The following is an 18,266-nucleotide window of genomic DNA, read 5'->3' as shown; positions in this document are numbered from 1 at the left end:
ATCAGAGTCAATCATCATTAAAAAAATTATATCAATACATATCATTTAACAATAATTTTTGTTATAATAAGAGGCGAAGGCAATTCTGCAATTGCTTTCGCCAATATACTTCTACCATGGACCCGGCTGATCATATATCACCGGGCCTGTTTTATTTTACCACAAATTCAGCCAACCGAAAAAGCCTTCAGCGAGTGAAGACTTTTCCATGCTTAATTTACATTTGACGGTGCTTGTCCATTTCCTTGACCATCCAGAGAACCGGTAGGCCAATGATTACGATCCCAACGAAGAGAACGACACCCCAAGGATCGTTAACAACTTCACTGGCAAGTACGAAGATCGCTCCCGCAATCGAAATTAACGGGACAAGTGGGTAGAGCGGTGTGGAAAACGGACGAGGCTTTCCGCGATTACGGCGCCGCAAAATAAAGATGCCAAAGAAAGCTAAGGTATAAAAGCAATAAACCGTAAAGACACATAGGTCCGAGAGGTGGTCAGGATCAAAGAAACACATCATGACCGTGGCCAAGGCGATAATAAAACCAATCGCCACTACCGGCTCTTTGGCTTTAGGAGTAACGTAAGCTAGGTAACGAGAGAATGGTAAATCGTGACGTTTAGCCATCGCATAAACAATCCGTGGGAAAGTCATGATTTTACCATTAATCGTCCCCATCATTGAAATAATAATCCCAATCGAAAGCAGGCGACCACCGATTTTCCCGAAGGCCTTCATGGCTAAATAACTGGTGGTATCTTCACCGAGTTGGTGAATCTTAACCGCCGGCAGAAAACGAAAAACGCCAAAGGTGATCAAAGTATAAACCACCAGAACCACGCTGACCCCGATGATAATGGCTTTGGGCAGCAGCTTCTGGGGATTCTTCATTTCACCACCCAAATTAGCAATTAAGATCCAGCCATCATAGCCAAACAGCGTTGCCAGTACAGCAACCCCAAAATTACCGCTGGCCTGGTGTACCTGACTAACCGTCTGGCCGATTGCGTCTTCGTGACCAAAGAACAAGCCAAAGATAATGATGGCCGCAATGGGAATTAACTTACCAATGGTCGTCAAAATGGCAAAACCAGCGCCAACCCGGTTATCTAGCAGGTTCATCGCCCCAATTGCCAGGATGGTCACCACTGCTAAAGGAATTCGCCAGGCAGCCGACAAGCCAAAAAGCTCGGTCATCATGATACTCATGAAGCCGGCCACCGACGCGATAATCGCCGGGCCATAGACAATTGCTTGCATCCACCCGGACAAGAACCCGGTCAAACGACCATAGATATTTTCAATATAAACGTAAAGACCACCAGTATAGGGCATCTGTGAACCAATCTCGGCCACTGTTAACCCCGAAGTTAGGGTGATCAAGCCCCCAAGTATCCAAGCCAATAATGCCAGGCTAGAGGAACCGGCACTATCCAATACTGAAGCTTGCTTGAAAAAGATTCCGGAACCGATGATCGTCCCAATAACGAGCGATAATGCTGACCACAGGCCTAAGGAACGGTTGAGCTCCCTATTTGTGTTTTGTGGTTTCTCCATCCTTGCATCACATCCTTTACATTTGATTGTTTTCTATTGTAGCAGGGTTTCTTTATTAAAGAAAGATTAAAATTCAATTAAATAAGAAAAAGACTGACCACCAATCAATAAATCAGTGGTCAGCTTTATAATCTTTAATTGTTAAAAGCCCCGGCTAAGATCTGTGCTTGAGCAGTTTCGAGTTGGTCTGCATTATCACCAATGTAGCGGTTGACGACCCGTTCATTAGCATGAATCTCGTCCACTAGGAAATCATGAATAGTGGTAATGGCTACCCCGGCGTGACGCAAATGCTGAATAGTCATCGTCACCGCCAGTTCTTCTACCTTCGCTGCGGAAAGGGCCGCCGGTGCAACCTCAACTACTCCCTGATAATAACCAGTCATGAATACCTTATTCATACCATCATCCCCTTTAATTTAATTATAATTCTTTCCAGCAAGTCGGTTAATCAAATTGCCAGCCCATGATTGCCATCTCGGTCATCACGTCCCCCACGAGGGTTGAATAAAGGGTCGTCTCACTCTGCGGTATCCCACCGAGGGCCGGCAGGTAAAAATTAACAATTGCACGATAGCCTTCACCTGGCCGCGTTTGACTGTCCCGCTCAATCCAAATGGGACTATAGGCATCCAATTCATTATCGTGATAAAAATTATATTCGGCAATTTCTTGCTGCAATAGTTCACGGACCCGTCGGTAGTCACAGCTAAGCCGCAACTGGTTCAGATCATCAAGGACTTCCCCAGTAGCACTATTAAAGGGTGGATAGTCTTCAAAGTAGGCATGAATCCGTTGGAGGACGCTCAGACTAAGGCTGGTCACAAAGGTATTACCACGGTGAACATCCAGCAGTGTTGATTTCTCGGTATGGATATCATTAGCTAAAGTTCCCAAGTAGGGCTCCTCCATCGCAATCAATTCCGATTCAATTAGTTGTAAATCACTCTTATTGAGCATCTTATTATCATTCCCTCTTTAATCACCAAAATAGCGAAGAAATGCTTCACTATTCGTGATTGTCTATTTCTCTTAACCTGATTATACTATAATAACGAAAGTTTTTTTAAGGATGCGGGGTCGTCATCGTGGAGAACCATAAGCTTATTTACATCACCTACCAGGTACTTATTGCAATTCTGGCGGTCATTGTCATCTTCATGCTACTAGCCTACTATGCTGGTGACCTAAATATTGATGCGTATCCTTACAGTCTAATCGATAACGGTATCTGGGCCCTTTTCACGATTGATTACCTCGTTCGCTTTATTCGTGCTCAGAATAAGAAGCAATTTTTTACTCATAATATTTTCGACCTACTCTCGATCATCCCGGCCAGCAGCCTCTTTGCCTTTTTTCGGATCGCCCAAATTGGCCGGACCTTTCGTCTCCTTAAATTACTGCGTCTTCTCCGCTTGGTAGGTTTAACCGGTCGACTGGCTAGTTTTTTCAAGCGCAGCGACTTACTTTATTACCTTTACATTAGTATTGCCGTCATTCTAGTGGCGGCAGCGATGTTTTGTATCTCGGAACGAGTCTCATTTGGTAACGCCCTCTGGTGGGCAATCACTACGGCGACGACCATTGGCTATGGGGATGTGGTCCCTAAGACCGGAATTGGCCGTGGAGCCGCGATCATCCTAATGCTGCTGGGAATCGGTTTTATTGGGATGCTGACCAGCACAATCACCGAATACTTTGCCAAAGAAGACGAAGAGAAAACGGCCCGAAAGCTTAACTTGTTCGGTCAGTTACTGACACGGCTCGTCGCAGATCGAAAACACCACGCCCAGCAACTTGACCGCCTAGAAAAAGAAAATCAAGCGTTAAAGGCGGAACTCGATGAGATCAGAGAAATGCTCACTACCGAAAAATATAATCATCACCATCCCAACAGATAAACGATTAGCCGTATTTGTTGGCCGGAGTTTTTAATTAATCATTCAAATTAAAACAATCTTAGGTTTAAGAAAAAGGAGTTACCATGGATTTTTCATTTCACCACCGCTCAGGGCTCAGACGACTATACCTTGAATACAGCCTGATGTTTGTGTTCCTGGCCATCTGCATTTTTGGTACCTACCTGGCGACTGGGCATACCTTCATCCTCAGCAAGGATGCCCTCAACCAACACCTACCATTACTGATTAAGTATCGACAGGCACTGATTCACTTCTTCCACCATCCGGGACAATTAAGCTTCTGGTCCTGGCAAATGGGACTGGGAACCGATACTTTCCAGGTTTATTCTTACTACACCATCGGTGACGTTTTTGCCTACCTAGCCCTCCTCTTTCCAGCCGCCAAAATGACCTTAGCCTACCAAGTAATCGGGATGCTCAGGTTGTACTGTGTTGGACTGGCCTTCGTTTACTTTGCCCAGCACTTTCGTTTCCGCCATTCGGTAATCCTAATTGGAACCGTCACCTACACCGTCAACGCCTTTCTCCTTTACGCCAACGTGGCCCAGCCCTTTTTCACTACTCCTTTCATTATTTTTCCATTAATTGTCGTTCAGATCGAACGAATCTTACAAGGCGGGTCAGCCTGGCCGCTAACCGGGGTCTTCATTTGGATGCTCATTAGCAATTACTATCTGGCATTTGTCCTTGGGATCGGGGCTTTGGCCTATCTAATACTCCGGGTAGCCACCAGGTACCGAACCAAGTTAAATTATTGGCGTGTTTTGGCTAAATTATTCTTTGCGACAATCACCAGTCTCTTAGTTGCCGCTGTCATGTTAGTCCCCGAAATCATAGCGATTATGAATTCCACCCGGACCGGGGCTCAGTTTGCCAACGGCCTCAAAGCCTACCCACTCTACTACTACCTTTTCTTACCGAAGCAGTTAATCAACGGTGGTCAATGGTACTTCATGTACTGGACAGCTTTGGGCGTCGTTTCAATTGGCTTTTTAGCCCTTGTCTACGTCTACTCCAGACCGCGGCGCTATCCATTGATGACAATTAGCCTGGGACTATCTTTAGTAATGCTGCTAATCCCGGCTGTCGGCGCCTTTTTTAACGGCATGATGTCGGCCTCTAACCGTTGGACACTTTTGGTCTACCTGCCATTAGCAATGGCCGTCTGCGTGTTCGTGCAAAATGCTCCTCACTTTGATCGTCACACCCTTTGGATCCTCAATATTGCCACCATCATCTACCTAGCCATCCTGATTGTAACCTTCTATTTTTCCAACAATGGCGACATTTTCATGCCGGTACTCTTCTTAATCTTGTCACTGATGACTCTCTGGCTAGTTAATTTTCACAAGACGCGTTTCCCGGACCGTTGGTTACTCGCAATTGTCCTGTTAAATGCCGGTTTCAACGCAATCTATGCCGCCTTCCCCTACCAGGGAGACTTCTCTGACCAGATGCTCAGCCGGGGCGAATACCAATCCATTACCGCAAACCGGTACGGGGGACTCGACCAAGGACTCAGCCGTACTCCGGCCTACCGAATTTCGACGATTAGTCAAAATCAAATCATCGATGGGCCCAACCTCGATAATGACCTGACCTCGGGGCTTCACAATATTGATTCTTATTACTCCCTACAAAATAAATACCTCGGCCAGTTCAATACCAGCCTCCAAAATAATCAGTACCAAGCCAACATTCCGATTCGTCAGGCTGACGACCGAACCATCATGAACAACTTCTTCGGGGTTCGTTACCTCTTTGTCCAGAGTAATGGTCTCAATGCCAGTAAGCTACCGGCTGGGTACTTTCTCGATCAGGCCAGCCAACCAATCATTAATTATGACGTTGGTCAGCCTAGCGATGCCACCAATAAGAATCAGTTGATCCCTATTCAGACCCAACGTTACAAGACTAACAATGCCTTTCCGCTACTCTATTGGCAAGACCACTACATCAGTCATACCCGCTATCAGCGGTTGTCGCCGACCGATAAAGAACGTGCTTTAGCCAGTGGCGTCTTGGTTGATGGTCCAACGACGGGGATGAAGGCTGCCTCCTTGATAAAGGTTATTTCGATCAAGAGCATCCTGGTTTCTAACCGTTTCAACCAGATTAATCCCCACCATCTTAAATATACCGACAGTGATGAAAGCTACCAGCTCCAGTTCCCACAAATGCAAAGTAAGGCCTTCCGCCAACGGGTCCAAGGTAGTGAACTCCACATCGAATTTAGCAAGATTAAGTACACGCCCTTCACAATGAAGAAACAAATTAAGTATGATATGCGGCACCGTCAGGCCATGAATAATCATCCTGGGGCGGTCTTCAACCAGCGTTTCAACAAGTATCGCTATTGGCGCTACCATGTTCTTAATGGTTCACCGGACATCTCATATAATTTGAACTATACGAGTCGGTTTGGTACGGCTAGTGTCATTCAGGCCAAGCAAAACGTGCTCTCCCTCTTTCGACACATCACTAACGATACCCTTAACATCGGCTATTACAGCGGCAACCTGCCACAAAAGCTTGGTTTCAAGCCCTCGAAGCTCGGTAATTATGAGTTAAGATATCGAGTCGTGGCTGAAAAGCTTGGTGGTTCCTATACCCACCAAGTACGGACAATTCAACGACATGCCTTAAAAGGGTTGACCTTTAGACGTAACCAAGTTAGTGGACAGATTACAACCCCTCGAGCCGGAATTTTAACTTCATCGATTCCTTACTCGACCGGTTGGCGGGTCACGATCAATGGACACTCCGCTAAAACGGTGCGGACTAATCAAGCCTTCCTGGGTGTTTGGTTGCCACGTGGCCACCACACGGTTCACTTTACCTACCAAACACCAGGGTTAAAGCAGGGAGCATTGCTTTCCTTGCTTGGCCTGGCCTGGATAGCAATAACTGGTCTAATTACTCTATTGATTCATCGATATCGTGACTAAAGATAACTAAAAGGCTCACCATTTGCTAAGACTAGCAAATAGTGAGCCTTCATTATTTCCCGGGAAATTATTTAATCAGCATATCTAAGAAACTGACGATATAGTAAAGTAACAGCGCTGCAATACATAACTGACACAATTCCCAAAGTTGGTGCAAGATTTTCTTCTTATTCATTCAATCCATCCCCATCCTCGAAATGATGATAAGTTTATTATACTACTTTTGCTAGATTTGAACGACACATCCATGCTGATTCAAATAGCAATTAACGCAGAATAATATTATGACTTCAGTTATCACCTTACTCCCATATAATAGCTTTCATTTGACAAGAAATCTTGATCACTAGAAATTAGAACTACCTCTTCATCACAACCCTCAAACGAGTCTTGCTTGTTAATTGTTGCATACATATTCAAGTTAGTAGTATCACTCCGGAAATTCCATGGAACCTCAATATCTATTGAATGATCATCCTCATAATAAAGGATTACATGAGTAATGTCTCGACAACGTTTTAGACGATCACCAAGGCCCAGGTTCCTGCCATTACAATCCAAGGCAAATGTTTTTAGTTTATTGATTGCCTGATAATCAAAAGTTATTATAATCGTTTTACAAGTATATGCTTTTTCAATTTCACCATCACTATTCAAATTAAGCGATTGTTGCAGGTTGTCAACCGTTAAACGTTTAATATCTTTAGCCGGAATATTCCAATATTCTACATTTTCCATTGTCAATTCAATATATGCTAATTTATTTTTCATGATCTTTCCTCCATGATTTAGGTGTTAAATTATGGAAAAAGGAAAAAGCCCAACCTCATAAGGATACACTATCCCCTTTCCCATAATGAAATGAAAAATTAGGTTGGACTTTTAATATATTTATATTTAGTATGAACTATTTTAGTTAATTTATCAACTTAATATTAGTTAAAATCGCTATAAACATTTTGACATCCTACAAGTAAATTAATTATGTTTAAAAGGTATATGGCTAATATGTGTAGTGTTGTTTTCAAGTCTTTCATCTACTTCCTGGGAAATTAACAATACAATAACAGCAGAGCTACAATACGTAACTGATACAATTAACGCAAACTTTTTACTTACTCATTCAATCTAATCAGCGATGATAAGTTTATCATACTACTTGTGCTGGATTTGAACGACATACCCATTATCAGCTTGCAAACCAACATCTTGTAATTCATTCAGAATATCTGGATCTCGTTGCTGCACAAGGTCATCGAGCTTCAACCGTAATAGTTTTCGCATCGTCGTATATTGTCGCCAGGCATGATTAGCACGGTCGTCAGGCTTATCTGGCAAGCAAAAGTGTTTATAGGCACGTTCCCCACCTTGTTGATCAACAAGCGCGTTAACAACTTTCTGAATAATATCTGGCCGCAAATTTCCATTAGATTTACTAATATAATTTTGCAAACCGTCAAGATTTAGAAATTGGTAATAATTCTTAACGCCAGGCTGCCGTTTCATAATCTTTGTCCGTGGATTAGCGGAAATATAAAGAACATGGATCTGCTTCCTCAAATATCCCATGTGGTAATTAAGTGCTGGGTTAGCTTTCAATGCCCTAAGTACTGCATTGTAATGCCACTGTCCTTGATGACCAATGTTTTGATTCTTATAGGTATGCTTCTCATTTTGCGTTACAATGTAACCTTTCTTATCAATTGTAATTGTATCAGCTTGAAAATTTTTAACCTCCAAAATAAAAATCCCGTGAACATTAACTACAACACAATCAATCTGATTATCTCTTTGCCGACCATCACGGTACCTAAAAGGTAGGTTGATTGAAGTAATAACATGATTACTACCATAAGCCTTCACCACATTAGCAACTAAATGTTCTCCAATCATTCCTTTCAAAGTATTTCTGGCATCTTGATAAAATTGTTCCATTTCTTTTTTCCAGGCTTGTTCATCCTTAATTCCCCCCAGGATAGTATTTAAAGCCTGTTTATTATTACTCGTTAAATAGTTAGGCTTGCTTTCATTGATATGTTGAGCAATCTCCTTACCATAAGGATAGATATTATGTGGTAAATGACGGCCTCTTTCATCATATGTTAACAATTTTTTTAGTGCTTTCCGATAAAGATAGACCAGGTTCCCCCAATAACAAAGGCCACGAAGCTCTTCACATTCATTTTTCCGACGATCATGTTTACGAATCAATTCCTTTTCATAATGGTGACTTTCAATGTAATTGGTCAGTTTTTGATTACGTTCACATAATTTCTGTTGATAATCTTGTGCTGCCTGTGACTGATTTTCTAATTTTAAAAAGTCAGTACCACTGAAATTCTTTAATTGATCAGTTAATTCCATTTGTAAATGGTTAACCTGTTCTTGATATCCACCTAGCACTGCTTGAACTAATTTATAATAACGCATTACTAACTTTTTAGGGGAATCATCTGATGTTGTCAATTGATGTTGTGTGTCATTTGGTTGAATCTGAGTAAGAATGTTATACATCTCATGATAATAGTTCTTATGCTTCAATCGTTGACCATCACCAATTACATAAAGTTCCTTCTTAGCCCTAGTAACAGCCACATTAATTAAGTTAGGTTGAGCACAAGACCAGTCAGCTGCACTATCACTACTCCGATCAGTACCAACAACGAAGTAAACCACTTTAGCTTCCTTACCCTGAAAGGTATGAACAGTACCAACGTGTTGATGAAGCCAGCGCCAATTAACTTTTAAATTACGATGGAGATACTTCTGAAGCCCACGAACCACTGCAGTAAATGGTGAAATTACATAAATATCATCAATAGTAATTTTATTTAAAGATGGATTATTTAAACGTTGTTGAATATGACTTACCAATTTTTGCGCATTATCCACCACAAATTTATTCTTTGCTGAACCAGTGGACTCAATCCAACCTGAAGACCAATGATCTTTTAAAGAACGAGTAGTCCCCATTACCATATGGCCATGATAAGAAATTGTGTTAGAAATTATGAACATTGGATCAAGGCAGCGTCGATGAACCCAAAGTGGCATTCCAATCCAAGGATTACCTGCCTCTTCCTGATGCCCATAATAATTGGCTTGATCAGCCAACCCTTGAACTGATTGATTTGGATCCAAATAGCATCGATATGATACTTTACACTCACGACCAATGAATTGCAAAAAGCCAGAATCAGTTGTCACCACTGGCTTAATTTGAGCAGGATCACCTAAAGCTACAAAGCGCTTAGCCCGCCATAAAGCACCAATTGCTGACAAAGGAGTTGCCTGACCAGCTTCATCCATAAACACATAATCCAAACTATCTTCATCAAACTTAGCAAACATCCGGTGAAAACTAGCGAGAGTACTACTAATTACTGGGAAAAGTAACTGAAGATCATTAAAAGCCGTTACTACAGCCGCATCATCATCCAATCGATTACTTTGAGCAAAAATAGTATAAGCTTCAAGAATTGGGAATTTTGTTCGTCCACTTCGATTAGGAACTGGATAGCAAATAAATAATTTTCGCAAATTCATTGCTTGAATGAAAAGCTGAGCACGGGCTTGACGCAATTGCCGATTCAACTGGTTTTGATGATCATCAGTCGCATTAATCAGATATGGTACAGTTAATTGCTTTTGTTTGTTAGATAAGGTCATCCATTGCTCTAAATGAATCTTTTTAATTAATTTCTTTTTAAGGTTCTTAACATAATCGTACTGATTGTTAAAGCTTTGAACTGCTTGCTGCCAAGCCTGTTTGGTTGTAGTATTTTGAACCAAATAAGAGTGAAGTTCTTTACCAAGACCAAGTACTTGATGAATATTATGGTAACTACCCATCGGCACGGCAAAAGTTCCCCATGGTTTTTCGGGAGTTTGCTCCTTCTTTATGTCTGCATTTAAAATTTTATCAGCTAAGTCTCGGAAGAAGTCAACTTTATTAAGCTGGTCCTGAAAGTCATTAGGTGCATCTTTTTGAGCATGTTCTTGAATTTCATCAACTAATGGAAAATCCTTAGAAATATTTTCAACGGCTGAGTTATTGTTACTAGTAACTACAATTCCATACCCTTGCAGCTCATGAGTTAATTTAAATAGACTATGATAATAATTATTTATTTGTATAGGTTGTGAACTATCGTAACCATTCGCTGGTGTTTCTAAAGCAGCTAATTGAGTTGCCTGCTGAACCATTAGATCAGCAAAAACATCTTTAAGCAAAGTTGTTTTCCCAGTGCCTGGAGGGCCATTTACTGTTCGAATATAAGCCTGAGTATCATCTGTCAAAGATAAATGACCAGTCAGGTTATTAATGGCGAACTGTTGCATTAATGAACTGCCAAATTCAACAGGACTTGGCCACTTACCTAAAGGGAGATTATTTATGCTAACAGCTTGGATTAACTGTTCCCACTGTTGATCAATCTCTTGATGAGCGGTTCCCTTCAGATAAGCACTGACTAAAGGATCGTCATTGGATGCCTTTAAAACTGTATCAAGATCATCAGTATAAAAACTACCAAGCAGATGTGGAGTCCGTCTGTAATTCCACAATCCTTCAACTTTGCCAAAACGGCGTTCATACTCAAGCTGTAATCCAAGCTTATCGCTAATCGTCTTATCAAGCTGTAATAATTGCTTAATAATACGGCTGCCCTGAGTCTTCCTCAAAGCTTCTTCAACCAGTTGGGTTAACTGTGAAGTAAAATTTTGGTAACCCTCGTCATCATGAAGCAGGTTTAAATCTTTCTTACGCAGAGTATACATCAGGTAAGTTGCGTATGGGACTTTAATGTTCGTGTATTTTAAGCTTTTGTCCAAGAAAATTGCTACGCTATAACCATACTGGTCTTTGTCTTGGTATTCCTCCTGCCTCTTAAATACTTCGGTACTAATTCGTTGTTGAAGTTTAGTCTTATTATAAACACCTAAAAAGGCCACCGAGCCTTGACCACCTGGCTTCGGTGGTTCATCAGTTGAGCGCCATGGAGTCTGACTCGGAAGATTGCCACTATTAAAACGTTCTGCCCACCACCAAGCTTTTATAATATTATTTAATTCTCGACTACGCATATTAAGATTCCCTTCACTTTTTAATTGCCATATTTATTAACTAATATCACATTTACCATAACTTAGAAAAATGGCAAATTATAAAGGCAATTGCTCATTATCAATAATTTTCCTGCTTATTAGACAGATCTCATAATAATATTGGTTCTCTTTTATATTGAATTGCTTAACTATATATGAACGCTTCAATTCATAGATACTGATTACATTGGTATCGTTAATAGAATAATCCTGAACATTATTAGTCAGAATATAACACTACGCACAATTTTTCCATTTTTAATAATCAATAATCATTTATTAGTAAACTTCTCGCTTCTTATTTGAACAAGCCTAACTGTCTATTATGCTGAATATGCTTTGGGATTTGCACTTTATTGTTTTTGGCTTGTTGAGAAGTGTAACCATATACTATTTCTAAAAACCTTCGCTTATTTTTTAAGGCTTCGTCTAAGAGACCCCGTCGTAAAAGTGAAACATAAATACTACAGCTCTGTGCCTGACAATTAAAGGATTTTACAGGATTAAAATAGATATCAGTAAAAGCGTTGTATTGAGCAATCTTTTGAGCAATATCCTTATGTTGATGTAACCCACAAATATAAATCCAATTGTAAAAATATGTTTTAGGTTCTAAGGGAAAATAATCTTTAAAACCCTTAAAAGAGACTAATTGATCATTTTGATTAATTGCCTTAATCTGTCGCCTAGCCTGATTAGACGATAATCGCAACAATTCTTCTTGGTTACCATGTTCTTTGAAAACTTTCCCCGCTTGAAAAAGCTGTTCAACAGTATACTCACCATGTGTCGTCCGTACTTTTAAATTAAAAGCACTTGTTTGAACACCTATCAAATTAGGAGAGGCAGAAGAAATCTCAAGCATTTTACTTTTAGGATGATGTTTTAAAAAAGCTTGGTGTAGCGAATGAATAGACTTCAACTTTTGTGATTTAGCAAAACCTGGGTACCATTTAAAATCAACATTCTCTTGTCGAAAATAGTTATCTTTGTCTACAAAAAAGACGGGTCGTTTAGCCATTAATTATCCTCCAATTTTTCAATATTAATATTGATATCATCCAAGCAAAACTCCAACCTTTGCTTTTCAACTTCAAAGGTTCTAGCTGGAAAAGCAACTCCAATAATCTGCTCTACTGGGATTTTATCTTTAATCATCACTTCAGCTTGCGGATCAGTCGGATAATTATTAGGCAATGAAGGATCACGTTCTTCAATATTATCATGTCCACGACGAAGATAGTGAACAGGTGAAGCAAATAACGCTTGAAATGCTGACAAGCCACCATGAATATTGGCTCCACGAGCTGTAGCTGCATTTACTGGTGAAAATAGTGAAGTATCACCAATTACAGAAGGATCAATATACAAAACAGCCCACTGATTAAAAAGATCCGATCTTTCCTGCCATTGTCGACTTTTAAAATAACGATCATTAGGATGCTGAACTGAACAGCAAACATAGTCTAAATGACCATCTAATCTTTTTTTATCTAATTCTTCCAAATATGATGACTGCCGAATCTGAGCTGTGGACAAAATGCCATTACGTTCAAATCTACCATCTCCTAAAATAAAGGGTAAATTGCTTGATTTAGTAAAATGGCACAAACGAGTAATGTGTCGTTTGCGAATTTCATTTAAATATCCATTCATTATCAGTCACTTACTTTCTGAATCAATTGATCATCATGAAATAAAAATGACAATGGATTATTGCGATAGGCCAACAAGAGATTCTTACGAGCTCGTGTCATCGCTACATAGACTGTTTTAGCAATAATAGCTTTATCATCATCCGCTAAATCAATTGCTAAATGCCCATTCTCATTAGCATCATCACTAAGTCGTGGTTGAAGATCATCAATAAACAAAACAGCTACACTGTCAAACTCCAAACCCTTAATCTGGTTAATCGTACCTAGAAAAACATGTTGTTTATCTTGATCATCCCATTTTTCAATATTTGTTTCAAAAGGAATTTTTAACTTCTTGAGAATCTCTTCTACTTCCCCTTCACTTTGAAAACTCATTGCTACCACTGCTGTACTACTATTTAAATGTTTATTTAAAAATTGCTTCAGTGGAGCCAAATGCCCAGCTCGTATATGCCAAAGCAGAGGCAAAGAACCACAAAATGCTGACAATGATGGTTCAATAAATGTTTGGTCATTTCTGGCAACTGAAAAAAGATCTGTATCAAGAATTGATTTAGCAAGGGCGCCAATTTGCTTTGTATTACGATAATTACGATGAAGGCGGTACTGTTTACGAATATTACTAAGGCCTAAACTTTGCCACGAAATTCTTTGACCAAAAATATTCTGAGAAGTATCACCAAAAACTGTCCAGTATCCGTCTGGTGCAATGATTGCTTGTAAGCCATCAAACATTACCGGTGAAATGTCCTGGACTTCATCAATGATAATATATTTAGGGCGTTTTTGTTCCGGAATATTAGTTACACAGTACTTTTTTACAAAATAGTAAATATCATCAAAGTCAAATACTTTTCCTGTTTCCTTAACCACCTGTTTATAATAATCACGGTAAATGTTGAACATAATTTGACGCTGCTGAGGAGAGAGCCGCTGATTACCTCGACCAATTCGTTTAATATTCAGATATTCTGGACGGTGACGGACATTATTCTCTTTCATCCATTTTATTTCGTCCTTAATAAAGCCAGTCACATTATTTTTATTCCAAAGTGTACTATCAGGATATTGCTTCTGAGTGTTTGTAATTACATTCTCCAAGCATTCTTCTTCTTCATCCCTAGTAAGGGCCACTAATTCAACCTGGTTATCATCAACCGATTTTTCCTTTTTTTCAAGATAATCTCGTCGACATTGTCGAAAATATCCATTTTGAGGATAATATTTATTCATAAGCTTTTTAAAATAAGAATAAACCGTGCTAACTTCAATGTTTGCATTATGATTGTAACTATCAATCATCTTTTTTAATTGAATATTAACGTCCCGATTAACAGATAATACCAAGATTTTATCATTAGGATGACCAATACTAATCCAAACGGCCCGATAAGCTGCTTCTACCGACTTGCCGCTGCCAGCTACCCCTAAGACTACTTGATTAGCGTTTTCCGGTAAATAAAGAATCCGACATTGTTCGCCGACTAAACGTGGTAAAGTTATTTGCATAATTAACTCCCTCCACTTTTGTATTCTCCTCTTACTTAGCCATTTTTATTATATAACTATCAAGCAGTTATAAAATCACTAAACGTTACCAGATTTTTTAATTATTTTTCTTTTACTTCTAAAAAATTAATAAACTAAATAGCCAAAAATACCATCTTAAAGATATTCAAGTAAAGAAATCAAAGATAAATTAAAAAGCATAACAATTAGTTATACTTTTACTTTAACTATCTAAATAAATCTTAACTTTTCAGTGATTTAACAAATCAACTTTTCATTAAATCTAAAAGGTTAACGTTAAAAAAACCAATATAAATGTTATGATTAAGTTGTACAATAAATATATAGTAATTTGATACCCACTTGAATTTACTGACAGGACTTATTTAAGGTTTGTTATTGAAAGGATAATAACCATGGAAAATAATAACGGAAGTAATTCAAGAAAAAAAGAAAGTACTTGGATCAAAATTATAGCTAATACGATAACACTTGGAATATTTCTTTTTATTCTCTTCGTTATTTTTAAACTTGCAGAATGGATTTTTAAATTATTATTTTCATTTGCCGCCATGGCAATTAGCTGGATCTTTAATATTATTGTTGGAATAATTGGAATACTTCTTATTTATGATTTAATTAAGAGTTTATTTTCACCCAAGGGTTTACTTTGTATGAGTATAATCTTTCGTATTTGTAGCTTGATGTCTTCTCTTGGTAAGAATAAAACTTCAAGAAATACAACATATATTAACCCTACTAGTTTCCACAATATAGGAAGGCCTTCTAAGCCACATGACCATATATACTCTCAAAGAGTTAGTGATGGTCATGGAGGTTACACTTGGGCTGATATTAATGCACGTACAGGTGAAACAAAAGATCAGTATGGACATTCTGGATATGTTCGCAATGGCGAGTTTCACGATTCCTCATGGTAAAGATATTAATTTTTTACCAGATATTTAAAATTATAGAATCAAGATTTATTAATTCTATGACATTCAGTACTAATAGATATTTTAGGCTATGTGTCACTGATATTAATGCATGTTACCCAAATGTTGCATAAACATGCATCAATACTAGTTGACACATAGTCGTTTTTTTCAAATCAAGTGCCGCTTTAGTAGTAAATTTTATCGAAACAATTCCATGTTTTGCCCTCCATAAACAAAAACCTCCTTACTGATAATTTCAGTATAGGAGGTTTTGTTGATCAAACATAGTCGTATTGTTATGAGGTGCTTACAAACTAATGGGTCTACACTATCTGGTATTGATGAAAGTCAATGCCAGTTTTTTTACATAAAAAAGAGACATTTGTTGTCCCTTCGTTGTACAATCAATTCACCACAAAAATCATGAAAGAAGGTTATCCAAATATCCCAAAATAATTTTATCCTAAGTCTCCTTGGAATTAAAGACCCTAATATTAAAGTTTTAAGCGTTAATGATGATTGGCTAGGCAATGAACACCGTAAACTCATTAAAGCTCGTCTTTCGTATCCAGTTACTCATTGTGCTAACTGTGGCTTCCCAAATGTCGTCAAGAATGGTTACCGTCAAACTCATGTACGTTTAGCTAGCTTGAATGGTATACGCTCCGAAATGGAATTGTGGAAACAACGCTTTCTTTGTACTAATTGCCACACCACCTTCGGTGCCACTACTAAATTAACCCGCGACAATCAGACTCTTTCTCGAAACCTTAAAAACCAAATCATGCAATTAGCGAAAGAAGGATTAACTGGAAAGACCATTGCGATGCTCTGTCATTGTTCACCCAGTAGTGTTCGCCGCACCATCATTGAACGGGTTCAGCCGCATTATTGAATGGCTAAATTACCTCAACACCTCTGCTTTGATGAATTTCGTTCTGTTAAGTCTGCCATGTCCTTTATCTGTTGTGATAGTGAAACCCATCAATTAGTCGTTAAGCTTCAAGACCGGCTTTCACCATCCATCATTGATTACTTTGAGAATCGCTATTCTAAACAGGAACGTGCTTAGGTTAAGTCGGTTGTCATTGACCTTAATGCTCAATATCAGAGTTTCATTTACCGGCTCTTTCCTAATGCTAAAATTATTATTGATCGTTTTCATATTGTTCAGTTACTCGGTCGTGCCCTAGATAATTGTCGTATTAGCTTGCTTAAAACATTAGACAAACATTGCCGAGAATATCGTATTCTCAAATCACAATGGAAATTATTCCATCAAAAGGCAAATGAACTGCATCCTGAAAAGCCTGTTTATCTTCGTGGAATCAACGAATATATGACCAAACAAAATGCCGTTGACCTCGTTATTAACAAATTCCCCCAGTTCAGAAAAGTCTATGAGACCTATCAGAATATTACTGGTGCCCTGCATGATCACGACAGTGATTTACTACGTGAATCAATAAAGCAATATCAGGTCACGAATACCGCAATGGATACCAGTATAAGTACACTAAAGAAAAATTTACGCTATGTCATTAATAGTACCAAATACCGGTATTCTAATGGTCCACTTGAAGGAATTAACCGCAAAATTAAGGCTCTTAAACGAATCTGTTATGGATTCGCTAATCAAACATTTTTCTTTTTAAGAATTGATTGCTTATTTGCATAAAAAAAGCTCCTCACATTTAAGTGAGGAGTATAAGGCTGCATCAATACCAGTTGACATATAGCCAAACTAATTTATCAATTTTGTAGTTCTATTAATAAGACCCTCAACATTTAGTTTAGCATTGGTTTGAATAATAGCACTTACTCTTGATGATCTTCTTTTTAAATCTGCTGTACCAAAAGGACGTTCCCAATCAGTAAACTTACCACTAACTAAAGAAACCCACGATTTTATTATATCTTTTTTGAAAATCATTTGTCCAAAGTATTCTGTACCTAAGGCACAAACAAAATCTATTACAGCTTGTTTATTCAATAAAACTCTCTTAGTATTGTTATCTTCAATGGTATTAAAGATAGTGGGAATTTCATTATAGTTAATTTCTTTAGCATTTGACAACTCACTTGATTTACATTCTGTGACAGGAAAACCACCAGTAAAAGCTAACGTAATTTTTTTAGCATTGTTTACTAGGCCAATACAACGTAAAGCGTGTGAAGCATTAGTGTTACCAATATGGTGAACTACTCGGTCATAAATGATCGAGCTTCTGGGAACGCGAAGTAGTATTTAGGATATTACACTGGTATTCCAGCTACCTAGCTTAAACTAATCTGAAATGGCTATCTTGTGATGGCTTATTTGTGCTATCAAAAAAGACATTTAACGAATAAAACAATTCGATAAATGTCTTAACGTAGCCGAAACCAACACCAGTGTATACACTACCTTTTTGTCCATCAGCTTTTAAAGCGTAAGTAATATTTGCTCGAATTGACTTTGGAAATGGATTAGGTTTTTGAAATACCATCCCAATATTTTTACGCAACTCATAAACATTGATGTTGGGCTTATTTACATCCAAGCCATGGAAAATAATATTGCCCTTAACCGTAGCTACCTTGTCATTCATTCTGTTTAAAGAACGCAGAAAAGTGGATTTTCC

The 18,266-nt window shown here is 38.6% G+C and carries 12 protein-coding genes and 2 pseudogenes; 4 read left to right on the top strand and 10 right to left on the bottom strand.

All coding sequences use genetic code 11. The features are described from left to right. Window positions 1-217: 217 nt before the first annotated feature. The 3 genes from ACEYV4_RS03325 to ACEYV4_RS03315 all read right to left on the bottom strand — a co-directional run bounded on the left by ACEYV4_RS03325 (window position 218) and on the right by ACEYV4_RS03315 (window position 2,518). A complete protein-coding gene (locus ACEYV4_RS03325) occupies window positions 218-1,558 on the bottom strand; it encodes an APC family permease (protein ID WP_373842018.1) in 1,341 nt (446 codons plus the stop codon). A 134-nt stretch (window positions 1,559-1,692) separates the two neighbouring features. After that, the gene (locus ACEYV4_RS03320) at window positions 1,693-1,959 is read right to left on the bottom strand and encodes a hypothetical protein (protein WP_373842017.1); all 267 of its coding nucleotides are present in this window, start codon (window positions 1,957-1,959) and stop codon (window positions 1,693-1,695) included. A gap of 46 nt (window positions 1,960-2,005) precedes the next feature. Then, entirely contained in the window at window positions 2,006-2,518 is a 513-nt protein-coding gene (locus ACEYV4_RS03315; protein WP_373842016.1) for a hypothetical protein, read from the bottom strand. 128 nt (window positions 2,519-2,646) lie between these two features. Between ACEYV4_RS03315 and ACEYV4_RS03310 the strand changes: the two genes are divergently transcribed. Together ACEYV4_RS03310 and ACEYV4_RS03305 are read left to right on the top strand one after the other, a co-directional pair. Beyond that, complete coding sequence (locus ACEYV4_RS03310; protein ID WP_373842015.1) at window positions 2,647-3,459, top strand: ion channel; 813 nt, start codon at window positions 2,647-2,649, stop codon at window positions 3,457-3,459. Window positions 3,460-3,542: 83 nt separating this feature from the next. Next, a complete protein-coding gene (locus ACEYV4_RS03305) occupies window positions 3,543-6,428 on the top strand; it encodes a YfhO family protein (protein ID WP_373842014.1) in 2,886 nt (961 codons plus the stop codon). A gap of 297 nt (window positions 6,429-6,725) precedes the next feature. Here the strand turns inward: ACEYV4_RS03305 and ACEYV4_RS03300 are convergent, their stop codons facing one another. From ACEYV4_RS03300 to ACEYV4_RS03280, 5 genes are all read right to left on the bottom strand, one after another. Further along, window positions 6,726-7,199, bottom strand: coding sequence for a hypothetical protein (locus ACEYV4_RS03300; protein ID WP_373842013.1), 474 nt, complete (start codon window positions 7,197-7,199; stop codon window positions 6,726-6,728). A 384-nt stretch (window positions 7,200-7,583) separates the two neighbouring features. After that, window positions 7,584-11,513: an AAA domain-containing protein gene (locus tag ACEYV4_RS03295; RefSeq protein WP_373842012.1), complete on the bottom strand. Its 3,930-nt coding sequence runs from the start codon at window positions 11,511-11,513 to the stop codon at window positions 7,584-7,586. Window positions 11,514-11,832: 319 nt separating this feature from the next. Continuing rightward, complete coding sequence (locus ACEYV4_RS03290; RefSeq protein ID WP_373842011.1) at window positions 11,833-12,555, bottom strand: hypothetical protein; 723 nt, start codon at window positions 12,553-12,555, stop codon at window positions 11,833-11,835. Further along, window positions 12,555-13,190 (bottom strand): DarT ssDNA thymidine ADP-ribosyltransferase family protein, encoded by a 636-nt coding sequence (locus tag ACEYV4_RS03285; protein WP_373842010.1) that lies wholly within the window; start codon window positions 13,188-13,190, stop codon window positions 12,555-12,557. The genes ACEYV4_RS03290 and ACEYV4_RS03285 overlap by 1 nt, the downstream gene beginning before the upstream one ends. A 2-nt stretch (window positions 13,191-13,192) precedes the next feature. After that, on the bottom strand, window positions 13,193-14,701 hold the full coding sequence (locus ACEYV4_RS03280; protein WP_373842009.1) for a UvrD-helicase domain-containing protein: 1,509 nt from the start codon (window positions 14,699-14,701) through the stop codon (window positions 13,193-13,195). A 416-nt stretch (window positions 14,702-15,117) separates the two neighbouring features. Here ACEYV4_RS03280 and ACEYV4_RS03275 point away from each other — a divergent pair, with 416 nt between their 5' ends. Together ACEYV4_RS03275 and ACEYV4_RS03270 are read left to right on the top strand one after the other, a co-directional pair. Beyond that, entirely contained in the window at window positions 15,118-15,642 is a 525-nt protein-coding gene (locus ACEYV4_RS03275; RefSeq protein ID WP_373842008.1) for a hypothetical protein, read from the top strand. A gap of 442 nt (window positions 15,643-16,084) precedes the next feature. After that, window positions 16,085-17,320, top strand: a pseudogene (locus ACEYV4_RS03270) (ISL3 family transposase). Between the two features lie 66 nt (window positions 17,321-17,386). Here the strand turns inward: ACEYV4_RS03270 and ACEYV4_RS03265 are convergent. Next, the gene (locus ACEYV4_RS03265; RefSeq protein ID WP_373842007.1) at window positions 17,387-17,719 is read right to left on the bottom strand and encodes a hypothetical protein; all 333 of its coding nucleotides are present in this window, start codon (window positions 17,717-17,719) and stop codon (window positions 17,387-17,389) included. A 334-nt stretch (window positions 17,720-18,053) separates the two neighbouring features. Beyond that, window positions 18,054-18,266: pseudogene (locus ACEYV4_RS03260) on the bottom strand (ATP-binding cassette domain-containing protein); the annotation flags it as partial.

Source organism: Limosilactobacillus sp., from assembly GCF_041859915.1.
Taxonomy (GTDB): domain Bacteria; phylum Bacillota; class Bacilli; order Lactobacillales; family Lactobacillaceae; genus Limosilactobacillus.
This window is presented reverse-complemented; position numbering and strand designations above follow the sequence as displayed.

Excerpts from the sequence above, each read along its gene's own strand:
- ACEYV4_RS03305 (WP_373842014.1), top strand. The coding sequence starts at position 3,543 with ATGGATTTTTCATTTCACCACCGCTCAGGGCTCAGACGACTATACCTT.
- ACEYV4_RS03325 (WP_373842018.1), bottom strand. The coding sequence starts at position 1,558 with ATGGAGAAACCACAAAACACAAATAGGGAGCTCAACCGTTCCTTAGGC.
- ACEYV4_RS03315 (WP_373842016.1), bottom strand. The coding sequence starts at position 2,518 with ATGCTCAATAAGAGTGATTTACAACTAATTGAATCGGAATTGATTGCG.
- ACEYV4_RS03320 (WP_373842017.1), bottom strand. The coding sequence starts at position 1,959 with ATGAATAAGGTATTCATGACTGGTTATTATCAGGGAGTAGTTGAGGTT.
- ACEYV4_RS03280 (WP_373842009.1), bottom strand. The coding sequence starts at position 14,701 with ATGCAAATAACTTTACCACGTTTAGTCGGCGAACAATGTCGGATTCTT.
- ACEYV4_RS03285 (WP_373842010.1), bottom strand. The coding sequence starts at position 13,190 with ATGAATGGATATTTAAATGAAATTCGCAAACGACACATTACTCGTTTG.
- ACEYV4_RS03295 (WP_373842012.1), bottom strand. The coding sequence starts at position 11,513 with ATGCGTAGTCGAGAATTAAATAATATTATAAAAGCTTGGTGGTGGGCA.
- ACEYV4_RS03290 (WP_373842011.1), bottom strand. The coding sequence starts at position 12,555 with ATGGCTAAACGACCCGTCTTTTTTGTAGACAAAGATAACTATTTTCGA.
- ACEYV4_RS03300 (WP_373842013.1), bottom strand. The coding sequence starts at position 7,199 with ATGAAAAATAAATTAGCATATATTGAATTGACAATGGAAAATGTAGAA.
- ACEYV4_RS03275 (WP_373842008.1), top strand. The coding sequence starts at position 15,118 with ATGGAAAATAATAACGGAAGTAATTCAAGAAAAAAAGAAAGTACTTGG.